The organism is Eggerthella hominis, from assembly GCF_014287365.1.
Lineage (GTDB): Bacteria > Actinomycetota > Coriobacteriia > Coriobacteriales > Eggerthellaceae > Eggerthella > Eggerthella guodeyinii.
Window position 1 is genome coordinate 137601 of record NZ_JACOOA010000003.1, and the last position, 21551, is coordinate 159151.

Sequence of the window (21551 nt, forward strand, 5' to 3'; positions counted from 1 at the left end):
GCAGCCGTGCGTCAAGAGGTGAAGCAGCTTGAGCCGACTACCGAAGCCGATGGGCTGCTCAAGGACCTCCTTTGTGCAACGAAGGACGCCACCGTGGCCAAGTACCGCGTTGGCCGACAAGAAGGGGCTGTTCACGTCGCGCTACACGCTTTGCCTGCCAACCGAGGAGGAGCTGGCGCGAGCCCTCGAGCCTACGAACGCCCTGTTCCTCGAGTGAAGTAGATGGGGAGGGCGCGTCTCGCGCGGCGCACCCTCCCCGCAGCTTATCCCTCGACGATCTCGGTGATGGTGTAGAGCTTGGGTTCCTCGAAGCCTTCCGTCGTTCCATGCTCTTTATAATACGCGTCTTCGGTATCGAGGTACGCGCGATACGTCTCTTCGAAGCCGTCGACCGGCGCGATGACGTACGATTTCGATTGCGTGCTTCCATCGGCAAAGGTGGCGGTCAGCTTGAGCTGCGATTGCGAAAGCGCCTGCGACGCGTCGGCGGCTTCGGCGGCAAAGGCCGCGTTCATCGAAGCCAGGTACTCGTCTCCTTCGCTGCGCACAAGCTGCTCCATGAGCGTTTGCGTTTCCGTGCGCATAGTGAAGGGCACGAGGAGGTGGCAGCTGATGAGGTTTTCGCGCAGGTCCTGGCTCTCGTAGTCAACGGTGAACGTGCTTTCGTCGTTGATGGTGTACCCGTTCTCGACTGCGGGGTCGTCGTCACCGTATACGCCGTGAGCGCGAAGGAACTCCTCTTCGTCGTACGACTCGAAATAGGCATCGTTGCCTACGATCTCGTACGTGATCGACTGGATGTTCTCGCCGGTGCACGTGACATCGAATATGAAGGCGTATACGTGTCGGCCGTCTGCGTACTCCTCGCCGGTGAGCAGGTTTATCTGCCCCATTGAGCTGCCCGGGCTGAACCTCCCAAGGCTCACCTCGACCGTTTTCCCCGGCTCGGCTTCGGGGTTCTCCGCCGCATAAGCGGCGAGCGCGAAGAAGTTGCCGTTGGGATTGTCCGGCAAGACGAGGGGAGCGTCGGATTGCTCGGGAGCGGGTTTCATGGCGATGCTGCCGATGATGCCGATGCCTGCAGCGAGCGCGAGCGCGCATGCGCCTGCCGCAACGAAGCGATGCATGGTGCGCGGCCGCTGCGGGGCGTGTCGGGAGACGGTCCTCTGCGAAGTCGAGCCGCTTTCTGCTCGTCGCGTTTCTTGCATAACGGTGTCTCGGACGCGATCGGGCAGGTCAACGTTGCTCATCAGGGAACGGTACTCGTGCATATTCGCATGTTTCACGTGCGGCCTCCTGTTCCAGATCGAGTTTGAGCCGTTTCCGCGCACGGTGCAGCCGCGTGCGCACGGTGGCAGAATTGCAGCTGAGCAATCGTGCGATTTCCTCAAGGGGATAGCCCTCGAAGTAATGCAGATGCACAATCAAACGCATGTCGGCGGGCAGGCGTGTAACCGCATCCCACACATCGCTCGTGACGAGGGCTTGGGCGGGCGCTTCAAGGTTGGCGAACGCGGGCGATGCGGCATCGGTCGCATCGACGTGCCGCTTCCATGCCGACCGATGCAGCGCGCGGCAACGATTGATCGTGACGCAGATGAGCCACGCTTTGAGATGCTCGTCATCGGTGAACGCGGTCGCGTCTTGAAGCAGGCTGATGAACACGTCTTGCGCCACATCGTCGGCGTCGAAAGGCGAGCGCGTCTGGTTGAGCGCGATGCGATACACAAGCGCGCCCCATCTTGTCAGGGCGTGTTCCATGAAGCGCTCGGATCGGGGATTGTTGTCGATGTTGGCCACCTCCTCATCTGTAATATGCGACAGATGAGGGAAACGTTCCCTCGCGATCGAACTTTTTCGGAAAAGACGCGATTCTGTCCAGCGTACGCTACTCCTCGACGATCTCGGTGATGGTGTAGAGCTTGGGCATGGGGGGCATCTGGCTCAGGAAGTCGGCGACCTCCTCGTCGGACGCGCCGCGTGCAGGGGGCTCGACGTCGCGGAAGGCTTCGCGAGCGTCGTAGTATGCCAAATAGCGCTCTGTGAAATCGGGAACAGGGGCGATGACGTACGATTTCATTTGCGTCGATCCATCGGCGAACGTTGCGGTCAGGTTCAATTTCGAGGATGCCATTTCCTTCGCAGCGCTTTCCTCGATGGAGACGCTCAGTTGGCGATCCACTTCTTTCGAGTCTCGCTCGCTCATGAGCAGACGGTGCGCTTCGAGCCCGGAATCCGACAAGGGGAATCCGATGTAGATCTCCACGATGCGATCGCCGTCGGCCGATTCCTGATGGTCGTAGTCGAACGTCACCGTTTTCGTATAGCGATACGTATGCGCGCCGTTCTTGCGCTGCTCGTCGGTGAGCGTCTGGTCGATCGTCTCGAAGTAGCTGCGCTCGCCCGCGATTTCGTAGGTGACGGTCTCGATGTTGTTGCCAACACAGTTCACGAGGAAATGGTATTTGTAGCCAGCCCATTCGTCGCTCCAGAACGTGTCGTCGGCTGGGTTGTACCACGGCCCGCTGTAACCCCCGCCGCCCGTGAAGTCCCTCGAATCGAGCGTCACCGTCGTGCCCGACGCGCCTTCGGGATTCTCCGTCGCATAGGCGGCGAGGGCGAAGGAATTGGGCGACGCGCCGTCGACGGCCCCGAACAGCGTGGCATGCAGCGACGAGGGGAGGCCGAAGGCCATCCCGACCGCCCCTAGGCCGACGGCGAGGATCAGGCAGGCTGCGACGGCAACGGGTTTTGCCGGCCGGCGCCGGGGCATTGCGCCTGGTGCGCCTCTGCGCCGCCGCGCGCGTGCCTCGTCAAGGACGGCGTCCTTCAACTGGTCGGAGGTGTGCGTGTCGCGCATCATGGCACGGTAATCGTCCATGGTCGGCCGATGGCTGGGATTGCGGTGCTCGGTCATGGGTCAACTCCTCTCGTGCTGCGTCCTTCTCGTTTTGCAGCGTGGTTCTCAGTTGCTGGCGGGCTCGGTGGAGGCGGGTCCGCACGGTGCTGGGTTGGCACTCCACGATGGCCGCGATCTCTTCGGTGGCGTAGCCTTCGACGTAGAACAGGTGCACCACGGCGCGCAGGTCGGGCGGCAGCGCGCCGACCACCTCCCAGATGTCGGCGCGGAACGCGTCGGGCGCGGCGACGTCGACGTGCTGCCGCTCGAAGCCCTCGGTGCGACGGTTCCAAACCGAACGTGTCAGGTCGCGGCAGCGGTTGATGGTCACGCGCAGCAGCCAGGCTTTCAGATGCTCGTCGTTTTCGAATGCGGTGTCGTTCTCCAGCAGGCGCATGAACACGTCTTGGAACACGTCGTCGGCGTCGCTCGGCGAGCCGGTCTGCGCAAGCGCGACGCGCAGCACGGTATCGCCCCAGGCGTCCATGGCGCGGCGGAGAAACGCGTCCGAGCGCAGCGGTTTCGAGCTGCCGCGCGCGGCGGCGCGGTTCGTATGTCGTTGGAACGGTAAGCGCATGCATTCACCTCTCTGGTACCAATACGGGTGAAAAGGGAGGATTGTTCCGGAGAGGAGGAAAAAATCCCCGCGGCGCTGGGAGGGGGTGGGCGCCGCGGGGTTTCCGTTAAGGCAGCTCGAGGCTGCCGATACGGTAGGTGGCGGTGGTGCGACCGCCGTAAGAGGTGTTGCGGTAGTGGTACGAGAACGTGGGGTCGGCCAGCTCGTCGACGGCGACGACGTGCAGCACCGTGAACGTCTTCGTCTCGCCGGGCTGGATCGGCATGAAGAACGAGCTCCCGTTCCAGCTGTTCGTCGGATGCTCGATGCCGCTTGCCCACAGCGGCCAAGAAGACTTGCTTTGAGCGAAGAACTGCTCGCCGTCCAGCTCCTTGATGGTGCCGAACCAGCCCTGTGCCGTATCCGCGTACAGCAGCTTGTCCGAGGTGTTCTTTACCGTAACGTCGATGGTCGCGTACGCGAATCCCTCGCTGATGGAACCGTCCTCCTCGATATGCAACTCGCCGAAGGGCGCCTGGTGGAGCGACGCGAGATCGGCCGCCGTTACCCCCTCGGGCAGCTGCGTGCTGGCGGTGCCGTTCGTGCAGGTCAGCAAGCCTTCGGTCGACCCGCTCGATGCCTGCTGATCGTCGGTCACGTTGGTGGGAAACCGCACGTCGATCGTCTCGCCCAGGCGCAGCGGGTTCTTGCACACCACCCAGCTGTCCTCGGGCGTGACCTCCTCCTCGGGCTCCGCGGACGCCTCTTCCACCGAGGGTTCGGCGGCCGGCTCGGTGAGCGGGCGATCGAGGCTGGGCAGCTGCTCGTCCGCGAACGGGAAGGGCTCGCAGGTTTCCTCGACCACGGTGCCGTACAGGGTGTGGATCCAGGTGAATCCCTCGTTGCGCTTGTTGAGCATCTCCTGCACGCCGCCCTCGAACGGGTCGACGATCTGCGGGATCAGCTCAAGCTCGGGCGTGGCATTCGTTTCAGACGGCACGAGCTTCGCCTTCACGTCGGCGGCGGTCAGCTCGATGGTCTTCGTGGCGTGGGTGCCGTCCGCCTTCTCGATGGTGATGGTGAGCGTGGCGCCGTCGAGCGTGTCGATGTAATCCTGGTAGCCGGTGACCACGCCGGCGTTCTCGTTCGTCCACAGCCCGAAGCAGTAATCGGACAGCCGCGAGCCCGCTTCGTCGGTGACGGGCAGATCGATGGTGCTGCCCAGCCGCTGATAGCACTTCACGCCGACGCTTTCGCTGTCGGGCTGCTCGCCCTCGGTGGGGGAGCTGATCGGCTGCACCAGGTCGTACGCGCTGAAGAACGCCCCTTCGCCGATGAGCGTTGTGTTCCATTCGAGCGCCTCGGCCCAGCGATCGGGGCTGGTGCCCGACGTGAACTCGTCGTAGGTGTAGCGGTACAGCTCGCCCTTGTCGATGTGTGCCTGCACGCGCACGATGTCGGTGCCTTCGATGCGGAACATGCAGCCGGTGTACACGCCCTCGTCGGCGTAGCGGTCGTCCGGCGGCACGCGGAACAGGATGTCGGCCTCGAACAGGATGCGCCCATCCTCGCCCATGGCCAGCAGCGAGTTGCCCGACGCCCCGTAGGCGTTGATGGCGAATCCGAACGGCTGGCCGTGCTTGGCGAAGTGGGGCAACGCCAGCGACAGCCCCACGATGGATGCGAGCAGCAGCAGGCACGCCGCTATCGCGAAGCCCCTGAATCGGTGTCGCTTGACGGAGAACGTCGCAGGTGCAGGGCCTGTTTCGGCGGCTTGATGGCGCGGTCCGGTCGGTCTGGTTTGTTCGCTCTGCTGGCGCTCGATGCGATCGAGGACGGCGCGCGAGAGGTCGCGCGGCGCGTGGGCCCTGTTCATCAAAGCGGCGTATCGGGTCAAAGGGTCGTCAGTCATGGGGCACCTCCTTTCGGGGGTCGCAGGGGTCGGCCGCGATGAGCGGAAGGGTCGCAGCAAGCGTGCTCTCCCGCTCCTTCCGACCCGTCAACAGGTCTTTCACCCGCGCACGGGCGCGGGACAGCCAGGTGCGCACGGTGGCGGGCTGGCTGTTCAGCATGCGGGCTATCTCGTCGGTGGTGTAGCCTTCGACGTAGTGCAGGTGCACGGACGAGCGCAGGTTGTCGGGCAGCTGGCCCACCGCGTCCCACACGTCGGCGTCGGCGGGGTCGCGCACGAGCTCGGCAACGTCGTCGCGCACGGGGTCGAACGCGACGGTGCGGCGGTTCCAATTCGATTTCGCCAGGTCGCGGCAGCGGTTGATGGTCACGCGCAGCAGCCACGCCTTCAGATGCTCGGTGCTCGTGAACTCGGTGGCGTCGCTGTACAGCCGCATGAACACGTCTTGGTACACGTCCTCGGCGTCGGCCTTCGAACGCGTTTGGCCCAGCGCCAGGCGATACACGGCATCGCCCCAATCGGCCATGGCGCGCGCCATGAACGCCTCGCTGCGGCGCGGCTGCGCGCGGTTTTCTGCTGACATCGACTCACCCCCTTGCTCAAGCATACGAGCCAGGGGGCGCAATTGTTTCAGAGAGTTTCGAGTTTGCGGGTTTTACGCCAGAATTTCGCCGGGATGCACCCACTGTCCGTGCTTTTTCGTGTTCGGCCCGTGCTGGATGGCGAACGTGGGGCAGCGATGCAGGCACGCGAGGCACTGCGCGCACGTGTCCGCCGTCCATACGGGCGCGCCGTCCTCCATGCGGATGGCGCCCACGGGGCAGTTCCGGGCGCACGCGCCGCAGCCGACGCAAGCGGGTTCCACGAAGAACGGCGCGGTGGATCGACGGGCGCGCCAATGCGCGTGCATGAGCGAGCCGACGAGGGGCGGCCCCGTGCGGATGCGGTGCGCGCCCGTCTCCCGAGCGCGTACGCGCGCGGCGATGTCGTCGATGCGCGCGTCGGCCTCGCGCGTGATGCGCAGGTTGCGCTCTCGGTCGGACACGTCGAAAACGGGCGTCCACGTGTCCACCATGCGCACGCCGAACGCGGCGGCCAACGGGATGCCCCGGTCGCGCAGCGCATCGGCGGTCATGGCGCGCGTCGTGCCGCTGAAGTTGCCGAACGTGGCCACGAGGTAGGCGTACGGGCTTGCGCCGCCGCTTGTGCGGAGGTCGAGGGCGTCGAAGAAATCGGTCATGAGGGTGGGCAGCCCCATGAAGTACGTGGGCGTGACAAAGCCGACGGCCTCGCCCTCCGCAAGCTCGAACGACGCGCCCCCGGCTTCCCGGCACGCGAGGATCGAAACGGCGCGGTCGTCGAGCGCGTCGGCGAGGCGGCGCGCCACGTGCTGGCTGTTTCCGGTGGCTGAATAGTAGAAGATCATCGGTTCCTCCCGCATCGCGCAACATGCGTGCGCCTGTGCATCTGTCAAATTCTGGACACTTGTCAATTGCTGGAATCAACCATAGAATGAGCGGCGGGACAGCGCAAGAGACGGCTTCGCCCGCTCTGTCAAACGTTGGACGAATCGCGCGATTCTGCCCAGGATGGAGGCGGCTGCACCCAGAAGCGCAAACGTTGAAAGGAAGGCCGGCGATGAAGTACGACGTGTCGAAAAAACCCACGCGCGGGGCGCAACGCACGCTCGACGCCTTCTCGGGGTCGCTGCTGGCCCTGCTGGCCGAGCAGCCGTTCGAGCAGGTGACGGTCAACGAGCTGTGCCAGCGCGCCGGGTATCCGCGCGCGACGTTCTACAACTACTTCGACGACAAGTACGACCTGCTGGATTACGGCTGGATGCGCATCGGCGCGCATCTGCGGTTGGACGAAGCCTCGTCGATGGACGCGGAGGAGGGGCTGCGCACGTGCTTCGACCGCGCGTACGACCTGTGCGTCGCCCATCTCGACGCCGTCAAGCGCACGCTCGCCCACAATGCCGGCTCGGGCTACCTGCTGAACCACCTGCGCGGCATCATGCAAACCGAGATCCGCGCGCTGCTGCGCGCGTGCCCCGAACGCGTGGCGAGCCGCATCCCCTACGAGCTGATCGCCGATCATTACGGCAACACGCTGTTCCTCGTGCTGGAATGGAGCCTGCTGGGCGAGCGCCGCTGCACGAAGGCGCAGGCGTACGAGTACCTGCGCTACCTCCTCGCCGGGGTGCTGCACGACGTTCCGCAGGGGGGAACGCAGGGCGGGACGGAGGACGGCGACGCTACAGCCGACCTGCCACCGCGTGCGCGACGATGAGCGCGAGAGCCGCGACGAACAACCCGTTGTGCCAGGTGGAAGCATGGGCGAGCTTCGAGCGAAGCGGCGGCATCATGCAGGCGCCCGACGCGACCAGCAGGGCCAGCGCCGCCCAGCCGAACGCGTAGGCAAGCGGGTTGGCGCCCGACGCGTAGACCGTCGCGCACGCGCCGTGGATGATCACGGCCGCCACGAGGATCATCGACAGCGTCCGGTGGCGCGCGCGGCTTTTGTCCGATGGGGGCGCGGATCGCGCCGCCCGCTTCTCGCGGGCGGATCGCACCCATGACACGACCATGGCGACGACGAGGGCCAGCGCGACGAGGGCGCTCACGATTTCAGCGATAAGAACGAGGATCACAACATGCTCGCTTTCTTTGTTAGCCTTGGATAACAAAGAAGCATGGTAGCGGAACGCGCCGCGTAACGCAAAAGGCCGCGTCCAGGACGCGGCCTTGCGAGGTGCAAAAAACCGGGGAGGGGAGAGCGGGAGGTTACTCGACGCCCACGATGACGTCGGTGGACTTCACGATAGCCAGGGCGGCGGCACCCTCGGCCAGGCCCAGGTCCTCGATGGCCTCGTTCGTGATGGAGCCCATGATGCGCGCGCCCTCGGCGGTCTCGATGGCCACGTGGCCGTTCACGGCGCCCTTCTTCACGGACACGATGGTTCCGGCGATCTGGTTGCGAGCCGAGACGCCCTGGATGCGCTCGGAGCCGGCGGCGAACATCACGTTGCTGGCCTTGATGATGGCGACGGCGTCGATGCCCTCTTTGAGGCCCAGGTCGTTGATGGCTTCCATGGTGATGTCGGCCTTCACCGTGGTGGAGCCCAGGTCGATGGAGACGACGCCGTTGACGGCGCCCTCGGCGACGGCGGACACGGTACCCTTGAGCTGGTTGCGAGCGGAAATCTTCATAGCAGGTTCCTTTCGTTGGGGGCTTCCGTCCTGTCCGGAGCCCGTTCGGTATGGTTGCAGTATCGCGGGTTCGGACGCGGTGCGGAAGAGGTCCGCGGAAAATGACTCCGGTTCGTGCATTCTCGTTCACGCTCGTGCATTCTCGTGCACGAAACCGTGCGAACCCGTGGAGGAGCCATGAAGCTTGTGCGTTGCACCGCGCTCGATAGGGTTTATACTGAGTCGAAGATTATGTGTGCATGAGGATGATTTAGAGAATGGACGACCGTGCGGTATCTCGTGGACGGCTACAACGTGACGAAGCGCGATCCCGCGACGAGCGGGCTCTCGATCGCCGAGCAGCGCGACGCGCTCGAGCGGCGTCTGCGCGCCACGGCTGCGCGCGTGCTGGGTTCGTCATCGTACACGATCGTGTGGGACGCCGCCGGCGGCGAGGGCGTGGTGCGTCCGGCCGGCGACAAGGTGGCGTACACGCGCCTGCCCACGGCCGACGACGCCATCGTCGAGCGCGTGCGTCGCGCGCCCGAGCGCATCGGCGTGGTGACGTCCGACCGCGAGCTGGCCGAGCGATGCCGGGCCGTCGCGCTGCATGGGATCGACGTGCTTCCCTCGGAGCGCCTGTTCGCCGGCGCCTCCGCGCCCGCGAAGTCGAAGGGCGGCCGTGGAAAGCGGAAGCCGATGCCGCGTGACGTGGGCATTCCGGCGAACGCGAACGAGATCAACCGCGAGTTGAAGAAGCTGTGGGGCATCGAAGACTGACGGAGGAGACGGCATGCGCAACGACGACGCGTTGACAGCGGACGAGGTGGCCGGCTTGCTGCAGGTGAGCCGCAGCTCGGTCTACAAGCTGGTGAAGGCCGACGAGCTGGCGTCGTACCACGTCGGCCGCAAGATGCGCTTCACGATGGGCGACGTGGAGAACTACATCGCGCGCTCGAAGCGCGCGAAGGCCGCCGCGGTGACGGCCGCCGCCCTGCCGCGCGCAGCCGTGTCGGCCCCGGCCCCGCAGCCGGCTCCCGCCTCGTTCGTGCTGGCCGGCAACGACATCGTGGGCGACATCCTGGCGAACTACCTGGGAGCCACGAACACCGCGGTGGACCGCATCTACGAGGGCAGCTACAACGCGCTGGTCGACCTGTACCGCGGGGCGGCCCACGCGGCGCTCACGCACCTGTACGACGGCGAGACCGACTCGTACAACGTCGCCGCGGTGAAGCGGCTGCTGCCGGGCGTGCCGCTGAAGGTGGTGCGCCTCGTGCGCCGCCGCCAGGGGCTCATCGTGGCGAAGGGCAATCCGAAGAACCTGCGCACCTGGGACGACCTGCTGCGACCGGGCGTGCGCCTCGTGAACCGCGAGTGCGGGTGCGGGTCGCGCATCCTGCTGGACGAGCAGCTGGCGCGCCGCGGCGTTTCGGGGGCGGCCATCGAGGGCTACGGGCGCGAGGCGAGCTCGGCGCTGTCGATGGCCTCGTTCGTCGCCCGGGGCGCGGCCGATGCGGGCATCGGCGCCGAGCGCGTGTTCCGCCAGGTGGAGGGCGTGGATTTCCTCCCGCTGCAAGACGAGTGGCTCGACATCGTGCTGGTGAAGCGTCCTGGCTGCGAGCGCGCCGCCGACGCCATCGCGAAGCTGGCCCGCACGCGCCCCTTCCGCGAGGAGATCGGCTCCATCGTGGGCTACGACGCTTCGAGCATGGGAGACGTGGTGTTCGAGCGATAGCAAGTCGCAGGGTGGGCGCAAAACGAGGCGCCTCCTACACTCCCAGCGTCATATGCAGCGCGTAGAATGTGAAGCGCACGGCGAAGCATGCGGCCAGCGCCAGTATCGCGCTCGTCGCCGTCAGCGCCAGGCGCGCCATGCGCGCGCGTTGCGCGGCGGCGAAGGGGTCGTCGCCCGCGCCGATGGCGCGCCGCAGCGCTCCCGCGCCGCCCAGCGCGATGGCAATCGCCTCGCACGCGACGTACGCGCCGATGACCAGCGGCATCGCCGGCACCAGGTCGACGGCGCGCGTGGTGGTGGTCACGATGCCGGGCAGCTCCTGCCACTGCATCCCCAGCACCACGGCGTTTCCTGCAGCGGCAAGCGCGGCCAGCGCCAGCAGCGCCGCGGTCATGCGCCCGCTCGGCTCCTGGCGCGCCAGCAGCAACCCGAACAGCCCTACCAAAGGCCCGCTCGACAGCGCGTTCAGCCACAGCGTCAGCGGGGCGGTGGGCAGGTTCCACGTGGGAACGGAGGGCACCGAGTACGCCACGGCGATGTACCCCACGAACACGAAGCCCGCCACCGCGGTGGCGGCCAGCCACGCGACGCGGAAAGAGCGTCGCAGGTCGTCGCGGAACGACAGGATCCAGTACACGCCGCCCAGCGCCAGGAACGCCACGGCGGCCACCACCTCGTTCGACAGGGGCGAGCGGCCGATGCCGGTGATCACGTACAGCGCGTTCGCGGGCGTTCCCAGATGGGTGGCCGACGCGATGAGCCCCGAGATGGCCAGCACGAGCGGTACCACGAGGTAGCGGCTGATGGCGCCGGCGCGCTCTTCGTCGCGGGCCAATACGATGGCGAGCGCCATGGTGAGGTATCCCATGACGCCCGCCGGAGCGATGGTGGTGAACAGCACGAGGGTGATCTCGTTGAGCGCCGTCTCCATGCTGCCGCTGCCCCTTTCCGTTGCCGCGCCCGTTTACAGCGCGATGCCCATGTACAAGCCGTAGAACCCGATGCGCGCCACGAAGATGCCCACGGCGACGACGACGCACGCCACCACCAGGAGCGTCGGCGCGAGCCTCCGCTTCGCCGCGCTGTACGTCAGCGCGGAGGCGAAGATGCCGCATGCCGCGAACGCGCCCAGCAGCACCCAGATGGCCGGCACCAGCTCGGCGGCCGACGACCAGATGTTGCGGATGGTGTCGAGCCCCGCGATCTGCACGCCGAAGCCCACCGTGCCCACCGCCACGCCGGCCAGCGTCAGCGCGAGCGCCACGGCTCCCGCACCCTTCGGTAAGCTCACCTGGGCAAAGCCCACGGTGCAGAAGCCCAGCACCGTGCCGCCCGCCAGCATGTAGCCTTCCATCTGCACGATGGACAAGGGCGTGTTCCACGTGGGGATAGTGTACATCATGTAGGCCAGCCCGCAGAAGGCGGCGAACACCACGGCCAGCACCACGAGCGCGGCCAGCAGCCCCTTGCGCACAGACGGCGACAGCTTTCCGGCCAGCGCCAGCACCCAGTACACCACGGCCAGCGCGGCGAACGCCACGCCGACGAGGATCTCGTTCGACAGCGGGGACGAGCCGACGCCCGTGAACACGCCGAAGGCGTTGAGGGGGCTCGCGAGGTGCATGAACGCGCCGAGGAAGCCCGCGGCCAGCACGACGAGCGGAAGGGCCGTCCAGCGGTCGAGGCGCTTCGCAGCCGCGTCGTCGGGCGCGCCGACGAAGAACGCGTATGCCAGCGCGATGAACGCTCCGGCGCCCATCGGCGCCAGGGTGGTGAACACCGCCAGCGCGGTGTGCTCGAATCCGGTTCCCATGTTACTTCACCTCCGCGGCGTTGGCGACGACGCACGACGTGGAGCCGCACGGCTGCGACGAGGCGCAGGCTTTGATGAGGAAGTTCGGCGTGGTCACGCTGGGGTCGGGCAGCGGCGCCACGGCGGCCAGCTCGCCGTCGCTCGGCAGGCTGTCCATCGGGCCGAACGACAGGGCGCGCATGGAGCACGCCTCCACGCACACGGGCTGCTTTCCCGCGGCCACGCGCTCGGCACAGCCGTCGCACTTCACGCTGTGGCCCTTGTCGCGGTCGACATGCGGGTTGCCGTAGGGGCAGGCCAGCTCGCAGTAGCCGCAGCCGATGCAGCGGCGCGTGTCAACCGACACGATGCCGTTGTCGTCCTTGTGCATGGCGCCGGTGGGGCACACGTGCGTGCAGGCCGGGTTCGCGCAGTGGCTGCATGCGAACGAGGTGTAATACGTGTAGGAATCCGTGGTCCAGGTGCCGTCGGCCGCCTGGTTCCACGAGCCGCCTTCCAGCTCGTACACGTGCCGGTACGACAGCTCGAGCGGCAGGTCATGGTAATCGCGGCACGCGGCCTCGCACGTTTTGCAGCCCGTGCAGCGCGTTGCGTCGAAGTAAAATCCGTACTGCGTCATGGCTTACCCCTCCACCTTCTCAATCGTGCCGATCACGCTGTGCTGGCCCGTGCCCTTCGACACCGGGGCGCAATGGCGGCTGGTCAACGTGTTGCTGCATCCGCCGTGGTCCACGCGGTCGCCCTGCATGTCGGCATCGTGCCACGCGCCCTGCGGGTACATGATGACGCCGGGGATCACGCGGTTCGTCACCTTCGCCGTGGTGCGGATCTCGCCCTGCGCGCTCACGAGGCGCACGGGATCGAGGTCGGCGATGCCCTGGCGCTCGGCGTCGATCGGGTTGATCCACGCCTGGAACGGCGACAGCTTGTGCAGCACCTCGTTGGCGGCGTACGTCGAGTGCGTCGTGCCCTTGTGGTGGAAGTCCACGATCTGGAACGGGAACTCGTCGGTGGTGGCGTCGGGTCCGTCGAAGCCCGGATAGTACACGGGGATGGGCGAGATCACGTCGCCGTCCTGCACCGTCCACGTTTCGGCCATCTCGGCAAGCTCGGGGGAGTAGATCTGGATCTTGCCCGTGGCGGTTTTCAGCGGGTTCGCCTCGGGGTCGAGGATGAACTTGTCCACGTCGGTGGAGGGCTCGATGTCGTAGGTGAACGCGCCCATCTTCACGCCTTCGTCGTACGTGGGCAGCTCGGGCTTGTCCTCGCGCAGCTCGTCGTAGAGCTTGCGGCACCAGTCCTCGCGCGTCATGCCGCCCTCGGAGTACTCGTCGTACACGCCCAGGCGCTTCGCCAGCTCGCCGCACACTTCGTACACTTCGCGGCGTTCGAACTTCGGCTCGTAGAGGGGCTGGCCGAAGCGGATGCCCTCCACGTCGTTGCTCTCGCCGGCGGCCGTCAAGCTGTACGTTTCCTGCGGGGTGAGGTCGGGCAGCACGATGTCGGCCCAGTTGCACGAGGCGGTCCACGCCACGTCGTATTGCAGGATGAACTCGCACAGGCTCTCGTCGCGCAGGATGTCGGTGGTGAAGTTGATGTCGGCGTTCTGGTTGGCCATCATGTTGTTGCCGTAGTTCACGAGGAACTTGATGCCCACCTTGAGGCCGTCGGCGTTCTGGATGCCGGCGTTCGTGGCGGTGAGCTTCGCCCCGTCGCGGATGGCTTCGGGCCACAGGAAGTTCGGGAACTTCGTCTTGACGGGGTTGTCTCCCGTGGGCAGCGAGCTCAGGCCGATGTCGTCGTTGCCGATGGTGCCGCCCGACGTGGTTCCGGGCTTGCCCACCTGGCCGACCAGCTGCGGCAGCACCATGATGGCGCGCGCGGCGTTGTCGCCGTTCGTGTGGCGTTGCGGCCCGAGGCCCTGGCAGATGTAGCACGGGTCGGACTCGGCGATCTCGTGCGCCAGCTTCACGATGCGCTCGGCCGGGACCTTCGTGATGGAAGCGGCCCACGCGGGCGTCTTCTCCACCTGATCGTAGCCGGTGCCCATGATGTAGTCGCGATACGACAGGTGCTTGCCGCGTGCGTCCTCGGGCATGCTCTCCTCGTCGAAGCCTACGCAGTACGTGTGCAGGAAGTCGAGGTCCACGAGGTTCTGCGAGATCAGCTCGTGCGCGATACCCGCCACGAGCGCGGCGTCGGTGCCCGGCACGATGGGGATCCACTCGGCGCCCTGGTTCGTGCACGTCTCGTTGCGGCGCGGGTCGATGACGATGATGCGGGCGTTCTTCTTCTCGCGCACCACGTTCAAGTCGTACCCCGGGCCGTCGCCGGCCATGCGCATGTCGTTCGGGGCGAAGCCGAACAGCACCACCAGCTCGCCCTCCTGGATGGTCTTGAGCGAGCGGTTGCCCCACGACTTGCCGTAAGTGTACGGCACGGCGCCGAAGCTGATGGCGGCGCTCGAGTAGCTGCCGTAGCGGGTGACTTCGCCGCCCAGCAGGTTGAACAGGCGGAAGAACGGGTTGTTCATCATGATGTTCTGCTCCACGCCCGAGCATTCCTGGATGAACACGCTCTCGTTGCCGTACTTCTCGGTGATGCGCTTGAACTCGCTGGCGATGGTGTCGAGCGCCTCGTCCCAGCTGATGCGCTCGTACTGGCCGTCGCCGCGCTTCGTTCCCTCGACGCGCTTCATGGGGTAGTTCAGGCGGTCGGCGCTTCCCAGCCACGGGCGGATCGAGCGTCCGCGCAGGCAGGCGCGCGCCTCCACGGCGCCGAACGACGCGTCGCCGGTGTTGTCCGATTCCACGTACTTCAACTCGCCGTCCTGCACGTGGCACTGCAGCACGCAGGCCCCTCCGCAGTTGACGTGGCAGTGCGTCCATACGATGCTCTCGCCGTTGCCGCTCTCGTCGCCGTACGCCTGCGGCGTCGGCGCGTACAGCGTGCTCGCCGCGGTGCCGCAGGCGGCGAGCGCTCCCAGCGCTCCGGCCGATGCGACGAACGTGCGGCGGGTCAGCGTGGTGCGATCTGTAGACATGCAACCCCCTCCATTCTCGTTTCATGCGAGGCCTCCCAACGGTGGCGCGGCCTCGTCGTCTGCGGCAGACTATAGGTGCTCGCCGCTCGCGATGTTGTCACCAGAATGTTGTGATATTTGTATATTCCCAGGTCAAAAGCATCACCCTGTCACCATGTTGGCTGGCGGCGTCCGACGCGTCTGCTAGAATGACCCTACGGTGATAAGGAGGGGGACTCTCGCACATGCGCGCTCCATCAGCATTGAAACCGGACGTGCCAAGCTTCGGCTACGCGACGTTTCTGTCCATCAACGCAACGTCCATCTGGGGCGGCATCTACCCCTACTTGCCCGCGTTCTGCCAGACGTCGCTCACCACCATCGTATTCTACACGGTTCAGATCGCCGCGTTCTGGCTGGCGTTCTGCGCGGCCATGGCCTTCACGTGGGCCCGGCCCGGCCTCTCGCGCGGGGCGCACGTGCTGGCGTTCTCGGTGCCGCTCGCGTTCGGGCCGCTCATGTTGGTGGGGGCCATGTATCTGGAATCGCTCGCGTTGGCCTTGGTGGTGGGCGCGGCGGCGCTCATCGGCGTGGGGTCGGCAGGCTATCTCATGAGCTGGCAGCGCGTGTTCGCCTCGCTCGACAGCGCGCGGGGCAACCTCGCGCTCATCAAGGGCACCGGCTTCTCGGCGCTGCTGTACTTCTTCCTGTGCTTCATCCCCACGGCGCTCACCGCCTACCTTATACCTTTGGTGCTGGTGCCGCTGGCCGGGCTGTGCCTGTGGATCGCCGCGCACGCGACGGACGCGCAGCAGCCCATGTTCGACGACGTCCCGCGCGAGCACGCGGTGGTGTACCGAAACGCGCTGCGCGAGAGCTTCCTGCCGGCGCTGTCGGTGGGCGCGCTCGGGTTCTGCTCGGGCGCCATCCGCTTCATCGCGGTCACGCACCAGGAGCTGCTCAGCACCATCAACATCTTCTCGATGTTCGCGCTGCTGGCCGTGGTGGCCGTGTTCTACGGGGCATGGCGGCGGCGCACCATCCACGTGGACCTCATGAGCGTGTTCCGCGTGCTGTTCCCCATCGCGGCCACGTGCCTCATCGTGCTGCCGTTCGCGGGCCCCGAGTTCACCACGGTGGGAAGCGGCGTGACGTACGCGTGCTTCATGCTGGCATGCGTGCTCATGATGATGCACTGCGGCCAGATCTCGCGCGACAGCGGCATCAACCCGGTGCTCATCTACGCGTTCTACGGCACCATCACCTACTTCATGCAGATGTGCGGCTACCTGGTGGGTTACGCCTCGGGCAGCGCGGCGGGGCTCGGCGTGGAGCAGCTGTCGTTCGTGGCGCTCGTGGCCCTGTACGTGATGCTGCTCATCGCGCTGGTGGGGCGCAAGGTGGGCAAGCTGCACACGAACCGCCTCGAGTTCCTCATGCTCACGCCGAAGGCGCCGCAGAAGGAGACGTCGGCGGAGATCGCCGTGACGCAGGCGGTGCGCGCCCGCGACGTGGCAACGCCGGCCGGTGCGGACGCGGGGCCGCAGCTGGCCGACCGCGTGTCGAAGCGCTGCAAGCGCCTGAGCGAGCTGTACGGCCTGTCCAGCCGCGAGGCCGAGGTCATGGAGCTGCTCGTGCGCGGCTACTCGGGGCCGGCCATCGCCGAGATGCTGTTCATATCCGAGAACACCATGCGCACCCATTCGAAGCGCATCTACGCGAAGCTCGACATCCACAAGAAGCAAGAGCTGCTCGTGCTGGTGGAGCAGATGTAGGGAGGACGCGCCCCGTGGCGCGCCCCGCCGCGCCACGGGGCGCGGGGGCGGCGGGCGCGGTATACTGCGTGCAGGAAATCGAGGTGGGGGAAAGGGCGTGCGGGCGTGCAGGTGGATGCGGCGAGAAGGACGCGGCTGCTCGTGGCGGTGGCCGTCGTGGGGTTCGGGCTGCTGCAGGGCGCGCGGCTGCTCGACCTGGGCACGGGACCGTATTCGCCCGAGCCCTACGCCATCGCGGGCATCGCGGCGGGCGGCGTCACGTACCTCAGCGTGGCGATCCTCTCGTACCTCGGGCGGCTCGACCGCGCGCTGCCCCTGTTCGTGGGCGGTTGCTGCGCGCTCGCGGCGCGCGTGGCGCTGGCCGCCAGCCCCGAGACGCTCGGCATCGTGCCCTTCGTGGCGGCGCTCGCCGGCGGCGTGGGCTGGGCGCTCATCATCCTGTGCTGGATGCAGGTGTTCGCCAGCTATCGTCCCAGCTGGGCGGTGCCCATGATCGCGGCCGGCTACGTGGTGGACACGCTGCTCGTGCCGGTGAGCACGGCTCTGTTCCCGCTCGGGCGCGACCTCATGTTCCTGGCGGCCCTCGTGATTTCGCTCGTGGCCCTCGGCGCGTGCATGCGCGCCGACGAATCGGTGGCGAAGGTGATGATGCCGCAGGACGCGCCCGCCACGTCGATGGCCGAGCTGGCTGCGCGCACGAAGCGCGCCGTGGCAGGCGCCGTCGTGTTCTCGACCTCGTGCGGGTTCGTCGTGCAGATGGACATCGCGGGCGGGATGCACTACGCCCAAACCGCGGTCACGTCCATCCTCGGCGTGGTCGTGTCGTTCACGCTGTGCCTGGGGCTCGTGCTCGTGCGGCCGAAGAAGGCGAGCATCGACGTGGCCTATCCCGTGTCGGCCCTGGCGCTCATGTCGGTGCTCATGTTCCGCAGCGCGAACCCCTCCGACACCACGTGGTCGGGCCCGCTCATGGTGGTGCTGCTCATCACGTTCTTCTGCCTCATCTGGATGGCGTTCACCAGCGAGGCCTATGAGCGCAAGCTGCCGTCGTTCTTCCTGCTGGGCCTCGCGGTGGGCGCGTCGCAGCTGTCCATCGCCGCCGGTCGCGCGCTTGCCACCACCGACGTGGGCGCGCTCGCGTCCCAGCACTTCGACACGGCGCTCACCGCCATCATCTGGCTTTTGGGCGCGTCGGTGGCGCTGCTGTTCCTCAGCTACCTGTGGCTGTTCGCGAAGAGCAAGGAGAGCGGCTACGTGGACGCGCCCGACGAGATGAGCGAGCCCACCGCGTCCATCGAGTCGCTCAACGCCGCGGCGCTCGAGCTGCTGCGCGACACCTACGACCTGTCCGCGCGCGAGTTCGAGGTGGTCGGCGAGTTCTCGTCGGGCCGCAGCGCGCGCTACATCGCCGACTACCTCATGCTGTCGGAGCACACGGTGAAGACCCACCTGCGCCGCGCCTACGCGAAGCTCGACATCCACTCGCGCCAGGAGCTGCTCAACCTCATCGACCGCATGGAAACGACGATTCACCAGCGTCGATAGAGCCCCGCATGGCGAAAGCCGCCGGAGGGGAGTCCGGCGGCTTTCGCATGGAGGGGAGGGTGGGAACTATGGGGGTTACGCGGTTTCGGCGGCGACGTTCTTGCCGGCGATGCGGCCGAACACGATGGAGCTCATCTGCCAGTTTCCCGAGATGGTGATGCTGCCCAGCGGGCCGCCCGTGCACATGCCCGCGGCGTACAGGCCGGGGATCACGGCTCCGTCGAAGTCCACCACGCGCGCTTCGGCGTCGGTTTCCAGGCCGCCGTGCGTGTAGATCTCGCGGCACGTCTCGGCGGGGCCGGCGTAGAACGGGGCCTGGTCGATGGGCGTCATGTGGTGCGGGTCCTTGCCGAACTCCTCGTCCACGCCCGTCTCGCAGAACCCGTTGTAGCGCTCGATGGTGGCCAGCGAGGCGGCCTGCGGGATGCCGAACACCTTCTCCATCTCGGCCGCGAGGCCCTCGAGCGTGTCGGACTTCGCCATGAAGCCGCCCGCCACGAACTCGTCCAGCTTGTCGGCCGTGAACTTCATCGAGCCGGTGGCGTCGGGCACGTGCCGGCCGTCGATGACGGGGTAGTAGACGTTGCCCGGCAGGTCGACCACGTCGAGCGCGATGTCGCCGCGCGACTGGCCCTCGTCGGTGAAGCGCGTGCCTTCGGGGGTGAGCAGCACCTGGTTCACCGCGCGCGTGACGCCGGCGGGCGCCACCTTCTGCTCCATGACCTCGGGCACCGAGTAGTAGGGGTCGAACATGATGTACTCCATGTGGCGCACCGAGGCTCCCGCCTTCTGCGCGGCGCGGATGGCCTCGCCGGTGTAGGGGCCGTAGGGCATGCCGAAGGCGGCCAGCGTCTCGGCGCACTTCTGCACGGTCTCGGGTACGGCTTTGAGGTGGCGGGGGATCAGCACGTCGTCGTCCGACCAGGGGCCGGTGCAGATGACGACGCCCTTGCGCGCCTTGATGCGCTTGTCGTCGGCGACGACGCCGACGATGCGGCCGCTCTCCTCGTCGCGCACGAGCTCGGTGAGGGGCGTGTCGGCCATGATCTCGCCGCCGGCCGCCTGGATGGCCGCCGAGAGCTTCACGGTGAGGTCGCCGGGCGTGGCCAGGATGTACTTGCCCTGGCCGTGGCGACCGTCGGACACGCGCAGGGTGTCCTTGAACTCGCAGCCGTGGTCGATCATCCAGTCGAGGCTGTCGGCCGAGTTGTCGCAGTACACCTTCGCGAGCGCCTCGTCGGCGGTGCCGTACGACACGCGCATCGCGTCTTCCAGCATGATCTCGGCGCTATCCTCCACGTCGTCGAAGTTCTGCGGAAGGTGCAGCTTGGAGTCGTAGGCGCAGTACTGCTCGCACACGCTGGTGATGCCGCCGGTCATCTTGCTCTTCTCGATCATGATGACCTGCGCGCCCGCCTCGAGCGCCTCCATGGCCGCGGACACGCCCGCAGCGCCCGAGCCCACCACCACGACGTCGGTCTCCTCGTCCCACGAGCCGTCGCCCGTCTTCGCCGAAGCGTTGCCGGCGCACGCGCTCAGCGCCGTGACGCCCAGCAGGCCCGCCGCGCCGATGCCGGCGCCCTTCAGGAAGTTCCTCCTCGAGAGGCCGTTGTGCTGTGCGGTTGCGTTCGTCATATCGTTCTCCCTTTCCCGTTCCCTTAACCTTGTTCGTTCGGTTGCGGCGCGATCTCCCCGATCGCCGCCGATGGGATGCACTATGCGCCCGCCCGGCCGAAGCGCTATCGCACGAAAGGGCCCCTCGCTGTAGCACGAAAGGTATGAATTACGCGTTATGCCTGGTGGTAGAGGTTTATTCGATTGAGGCCTACGGTTTCAAGCATCCGATGGGAACGACGTGCACTCCATCGTCGCGCGTGTAGGCATAACCTTCTGCGGTGACGACCGCAAGGAATGCGGGGCTCCCCATAGCTTGCTGGTCGATTTTGTCGGCAAGCAGACGAAGGTTCTTCGACCCTTCGTCGACGTAGGCGTCCCCGAGCTTGACTTCGACGAGCCCCCATCGCCCATCGTCCAACACGATGACGGCATCCGCTTCGAGCCCGCTTTTGTCGCGATAGTGAAATACGTGCCCTCCGAGCGCATCGGCGTATACGCGTACATCCCTGATGCAAAGCGTCTCGAAGAGCAACCCGAAGGTGCGCAAATCCTGCAGCAGGTGATCGGGGCTTGCTCCAAGCGCGGCGACGCCGATCGATGGATCGACGAAGCATCGAGTAGGGGAGGTGCGCACGGCGGTTTTCGAGCGAAGCTGCGGATTCCATGCGCTCAGCTCTTCGATGACGAAAATATCAGTCAGTGCGTCGAGATACCTGCTCAACGAGGGTTGAGAGAGCGTTTCCCCTGCCGGGCTCATGTCTTCGCGCAAGGTCGCGTCACTTGCCTGCGTCGCGATGTTACGTGCGTAGGATCGTAGGAGCGCGCGTGCCTTGTCAGGATTGCGGGAAACACCGTCTACGCGTGAAATATCCTCCTCGCAGATGGCTTCTACGTAGTCCTGCGCCGTAGCGAGCGCCGTGTGCCTGTTGGGGATGAGCACCGATGCCGGCCAACCACCTCTGGATGCAATAAAGGCGATGTCTTCGATGGTTTGGCTCGAAACGCCTTCGATCGGCGTCGATGAGTCGAATAGGCGGGCGAGCGACACCTCGCCGCTCGACTCTTGCGATTCGAAAAGGCTCATGGGCCGCATGGTGAGAAAGGCGAATCGGCCGGTGCCGGAGTGCAGCGGACGCTCGCCCGTAACCGCGGAGCCGGTGAGTATGAATCGTCCTGGCTCGGGATCTTGGTCGACGGCGAATCGCACGGCATCCCATATCTGGGGAGCGATTTGCCATTCGTCGATCAGGCGTGGCTCATCGCCTCGAAGAAGGAGCGAGGGTTTCACGCGCGCCGCTCTCATGTTCTGCTCGTAGACGTCGGGGTCTTGCAGATACAGCACGCTTTTCGCCTGTTGTTTGGCCGTTTCGGTCTTCCCGCACCATTTTGCACCCTTGATCTGCACAGCTCCCTTGCGCTTGAGACGGTCAGCGAGCATGCCGTCGGCGATTCTGGGCAGGTAGGTTTTCACGGCTTTCGATCC

At 66.4% G+C, this 21551-nt stretch carries 20 protein-coding genes; 5 read left to right on the forward strand and 15 right to left on the reverse strand.

Annotated features, from left to right (window positions below; genetic code table 11):
* Nucleotides 1–263: 263 nt before the first annotated feature.
* The 7 genes from H8S61_RS08150 to H8S61_RS08180 all read right to left on the reverse strand — a co-directional run bounded on the left by H8S61_RS08150 (nt 264) and on the right by H8S61_RS08180 (nt 6793).
* Nucleotides 264–1331, reverse strand: coding sequence for a hypothetical protein (locus H8S61_RS08150; protein WP_186938627.1), 1068 nt, complete (start codon nt 1329–1331; stop codon nt 264–266).
* The gene (locus H8S61_RS08155) at nt 1237–1800 is read right to left on the reverse strand and encodes an RNA polymerase sigma factor (protein ID WP_366458098.1); all 564 of its coding nucleotides are present in this window, start codon (nt 1798–1800) and stop codon (nt 1237–1239) included. The genes H8S61_RS08150 and H8S61_RS08155 overlap by 95 nt, the downstream gene beginning before the upstream one ends.
* 88 nt (nt 1801–1888) lie before the next feature.
* On the reverse strand, nt 1889–2917 hold the full coding sequence (locus tag H8S61_RS08160) for a hypothetical protein (protein ID WP_186938628.1): 1029 nt from the start codon (nt 2915–2917) through the stop codon (nt 1889–1891).
* A complete protein-coding gene (locus tag H8S61_RS08165; protein ID WP_186938629.1) occupies nt 2814–3476 on the reverse strand; it encodes an RNA polymerase sigma factor in 663 nt (220 codons plus the stop codon). The genes H8S61_RS08160 and H8S61_RS08165 overlap by 104 nt, the downstream gene beginning before the upstream one ends.
* A gap of 106 nt (nt 3477–3582) precedes the next feature.
* Nucleotides 3583–5367 carry a hypothetical protein gene (locus tag H8S61_RS08170; protein WP_186938630.1) on the reverse strand — a complete coding sequence of 595 codons (1785 nt, stop codon included), beginning with the start codon at nt 5365–5367 and terminating at the stop codon, nt 3583–3585.
* Nucleotides 5360–5950 (reverse strand): RNA polymerase sigma factor, encoded by a 591-nt coding sequence (locus H8S61_RS08175; RefSeq protein WP_160941356.1) that lies wholly within the window; start codon nt 5948–5950, stop codon nt 5360–5362. Before H8S61_RS08175 ends, H8S61_RS08170 begins: the two co-directional genes overlap by 8 nt.
* 72 nt (nt 5951–6022) lie before the next feature.
* Entirely contained in the window at nt 6023–6793 is a 771-nt protein-coding gene (locus H8S61_RS08180; protein ID WP_186938631.1) for an EFR1 family ferrodoxin, read from the reverse strand.
* A 212-nt stretch (nt 6794–7005) separates the two neighbouring features.
* On the opposite strand from H8S61_RS08180, the gene H8S61_RS08185 reads away from it, so the two are divergent.
* Entirely contained in the window at nt 7006–7659 is a 654-nt protein-coding gene (locus H8S61_RS08185; protein WP_160941354.1) for a TetR/AcrR family transcriptional regulator, read from the forward strand.
* Here H8S61_RS08185 and H8S61_RS08190 read toward each other — a convergent pair.
* The gene (locus tag H8S61_RS08190; RefSeq protein ID WP_186938632.1) at nt 7625–8020 is read right to left on the reverse strand and encodes a hypothetical protein; all 396 of its coding nucleotides are present in this window, start codon (nt 8018–8020) and stop codon (nt 7625–7627) included. The genes H8S61_RS08185 and H8S61_RS08190 overlap by 35 nt on opposite strands.
* Before the next feature lie 133 nt (nt 8021–8153).
* Nucleotides 8154–8579, reverse strand: coding sequence for a TOBE domain-containing protein (locus H8S61_RS08195; protein WP_186938633.1), 426 nt, complete (start codon nt 8577–8579; stop codon nt 8154–8156).
* Between the two features lie 267 nt (nt 8580–8846).
* Between H8S61_RS08195 and H8S61_RS08200 the strand changes: the two genes are divergently transcribed.
* Together H8S61_RS08200 and H8S61_RS08205 are read left to right on the forward strand one after the other, a co-directional pair.
* The gene (locus H8S61_RS08200; RefSeq protein WP_186938634.1) at nt 8847–9338 is read left to right on the forward strand and encodes an NYN domain-containing protein; all 492 of its coding nucleotides are present in this window, start codon (nt 8847–8849) and stop codon (nt 9336–9338) included.
* Between the two features lie 13 nt (nt 9339–9351).
* Complete coding sequence (locus H8S61_RS08205) at nt 9352–10296, forward strand: helix-turn-helix transcriptional regulator (RefSeq protein ID WP_186938635.1); 945 nt, start codon at nt 9352–9354, stop codon at nt 10294–10296.
* A gap of 34 nt (nt 10297–10330) precedes the next feature.
* Here the strand turns inward: H8S61_RS08205 and H8S61_RS08210 are convergent, their stop codons facing one another.
* The 4 genes from H8S61_RS08210 to H8S61_RS08225 are packed head-to-tail and all read right to left on the reverse strand — an operon-like array spanning nt 10331 to nt 15152.
* Complete coding sequence (locus tag H8S61_RS08210) at nt 10331–11227, reverse strand: dimethyl sulfoxide reductase anchor subunit family protein (protein WP_186938636.1); 897 nt, start codon at nt 11225–11227, stop codon at nt 10331–10333.
* A 33-nt stretch (nt 11228–11260) separates the two neighbouring features.
* Nucleotides 11261–12109, reverse strand: a complete 849-nt coding sequence (locus H8S61_RS08215; RefSeq protein WP_186938637.1) for a dimethyl sulfoxide reductase anchor subunit family protein — start codon at nt 12107–12109, stop codon at nt 11261–11263.
* A 1-nt stretch (nt 12110) separates the two neighbouring features.
* The gene (locus tag H8S61_RS08220; protein ID WP_186938638.1) at nt 12111–12728 is read right to left on the reverse strand and encodes a DMSO/selenate family reductase complex B subunit; all 618 of its coding nucleotides are present in this window, start codon (nt 12726–12728) and stop codon (nt 12111–12113) included.
* Nucleotides 12729–12731: 3 nt separating this feature from the next.
* Nucleotides 12732–15152, reverse strand: coding sequence for a DMSO/selenate family reductase complex A subunit (locus H8S61_RS08225; protein ID WP_186938639.1), 2421 nt, complete (start codon nt 15150–15152; stop codon nt 12732–12734).
* Between the two features lie 224 nt (nt 15153–15376).
* Here H8S61_RS08225 and H8S61_RS08230 point away from each other — a divergent pair, with 224 nt between their 5' ends.
* Complete coding sequence (locus H8S61_RS08230) at nt 15377–16906, forward strand: helix-turn-helix transcriptional regulator (protein ID WP_160941345.1); 1530 nt, start codon at nt 15377–15379, stop codon at nt 16904–16906.
* Nucleotides 16907–17011: 105 nt separating this feature from the next.
* Nucleotides 17012–18451 (forward strand): response regulator transcription factor, encoded by a 1440-nt coding sequence (locus tag H8S61_RS08235; protein WP_160941344.1) that lies wholly within the window; start codon nt 17012–17014, stop codon nt 18449–18451.
* A gap of 75 nt (nt 18452–18526) precedes the next feature.
* On the opposite strand, the gene H8S61_RS08240 is transcribed toward H8S61_RS08235, so the two are convergent.
* Nucleotides 18527–20086 carry an FAD-dependent oxidoreductase gene (locus tag H8S61_RS08240; protein WP_160941343.1) on the reverse strand — a complete coding sequence of 520 codons (1560 nt, stop codon included), beginning with the start codon at nt 20084–20086 and terminating at the stop codon, nt 18527–18529.
* A 190-nt stretch (nt 20087–20276) separates the two neighbouring features.
* On the reverse strand, nt 20277–21539 hold the full coding sequence (locus H8S61_RS08245; RefSeq protein ID WP_366458107.1) for an ATP-binding protein: 1263 nt from the start codon (nt 21537–21539) through the stop codon (nt 20277–20279).
* Nucleotides 21540–21551 lie beyond the last annotated feature (12 nt).

Excerpts from the sequence above, each read along its gene's own strand:
- H8S61_RS08195 (WP_186938633.1), bottom strand. The coding sequence starts at position 8,579 with ATGAAGATTTCCGCTCGCAACCAGCTCAAGGGTACCGTGTCCGCCGTC.
- H8S61_RS08160 (WP_186938628.1), bottom strand. The coding sequence starts at position 2,917 with ATGACCGAGCACCGCAATCCCAGCCATCGGCCGACCATGGACGATTAC.
- H8S61_RS08175 (WP_160941356.1), bottom strand. The coding sequence starts at position 5,950 with ATGTCAGCAGAAAACCGCGCGCAGCCGCGCCGCAGCGAGGCGTTCATG.
- H8S61_RS08240 (WP_160941343.1), bottom strand. The coding sequence starts at position 20,086 with ATGACGAACGCAACCGCACAGCACAACGGCCTCTCGAGGAGGAACTTC.
- H8S61_RS08165 (WP_186938629.1), bottom strand. The coding sequence starts at position 3,476 with ATGCGCTTACCGTTCCAACGACATACGAACCGCGCCGCCGCGCGCGGC.
- H8S61_RS08220 (WP_186938638.1), bottom strand. The coding sequence starts at position 12,728 with ATGACGCAGTACGGATTTTACTTCGACGCAACGCGCTGCACGGGCTGC.
- H8S61_RS08210 (WP_186938636.1), bottom strand. The coding sequence starts at position 11,227 with ATGGAGACGGCGCTCAACGAGATCACCCTCGTGCTGTTCACCACCATC.
- H8S61_RS08180 (WP_186938631.1), bottom strand. The coding sequence starts at position 6,793 with ATGATCTTCTACTATTCAGCCACCGGAAACAGCCAGCACGTGGCGCGC.
- H8S61_RS08170 (WP_186938630.1), bottom strand. The coding sequence starts at position 5,367 with ATGACTGACGACCCTTTGACCCGATACGCCGCTTTGATGAACAGGGCC.
- H8S61_RS08205 (WP_186938635.1), top strand. The coding sequence starts at position 9,352 with ATGCGCAACGACGACGCGTTGACAGCGGACGAGGTGGCCGGCTTGCTG.
- H8S61_RS08230 (WP_160941345.1), top strand. The coding sequence starts at position 15,377 with ATGCGCGCTCCATCAGCATTGAAACCGGACGTGCCAAGCTTCGGCTAC.
- H8S61_RS08225 (WP_186938639.1), bottom strand. The coding sequence starts at position 15,152 with ATGTCTACAGATCGCACCACGCTGACCCGCCGCACGTTCGTCGCATCG.
- H8S61_RS08215 (WP_186938637.1), bottom strand. The coding sequence starts at position 12,109 with ATGGGAACCGGATTCGAGCACACCGCGCTGGCGGTGTTCACCACCCTG.
- H8S61_RS08185 (WP_160941354.1), top strand. The coding sequence starts at position 7,006 with ATGAAGTACGACGTGTCGAAAAAACCCACGCGCGGGGCGCAACGCACG.